This window comes from Alcanivorax sp. HI0083, from assembly GCF_001635175.1.
The window spans coordinates 1-696 of record NZ_LWFX01001311.1; the positions used below are offsets into that span (position 1 = coordinate 1).

The window sequence follows — 696 nt, forward strand, 5'->3', positions numbered from 1 at the left end:
TCCGCCCTCACGGACCGCATCGTAGAAGTTGGAGTAGTACTCTACAAAATCGGTCTCCATACGCACCAGAAATACGGCCATGCCCGGGATCAGTGACAGATACGACAGGAACACGGGAATATCGTAGATCAACGAGGCCCGCAGCGGCCCGATCACATCGCTACCGGTGCCGTCGTAAAACCAGAACATGGCCTTGTCCGCCCACACCCCGGCATTATAGAAAAAGCCCACCAGCATCAGGCTGGGGTACAGGTATTTTTTGCCGAACATGTCGAACGAGACGATGCTCTCGGCCGGGTAGCCTCGCACAATCAGCACCAGCATCCCCGCCAGCAGGGTCACCTGCCCCAGCAGAAAGCCCAGCAGCAGGCCATCCAGGTCCAGAAACCGCAACATCAGGGCACCCAGCACCGTAATGGTGTAGCCCAGGGCGTAGAGCAACAAAATGGCCTTGTACTGCTTCATGCCGGAGAGAAAAACGGTGGCAATCCAGATATTGCTCAACACCACAAAACAGGCGATCAGCAACACCCGGAACAGCACACTCTGCCCGGGAAACAGGAACATGGCCGCCGGCAACGCCAGCAGACCGGAGATAACCGTCACCAGCACTGTAACGCCACCAAAATTGGGCAGAATCAGGTCTTCACGGTTTTCAAACGAACGGTCCGCACAGAAGCGGGTAAAGGCCAGCTG

General features: G+C 56.8%; 1 protein-coding gene. It reads right to left on the minus strand.

Going from position 1 to position 696, the window contains the following annotated elements; translation table 11 throughout:
* The coding region (gene pelG, locus A3754_RS19590; RefSeq protein ID WP_156497102.1) for an exopolysaccharide Pel transporter PelG at positions 1-696 on the minus strand (696 nt) is incomplete at both ends.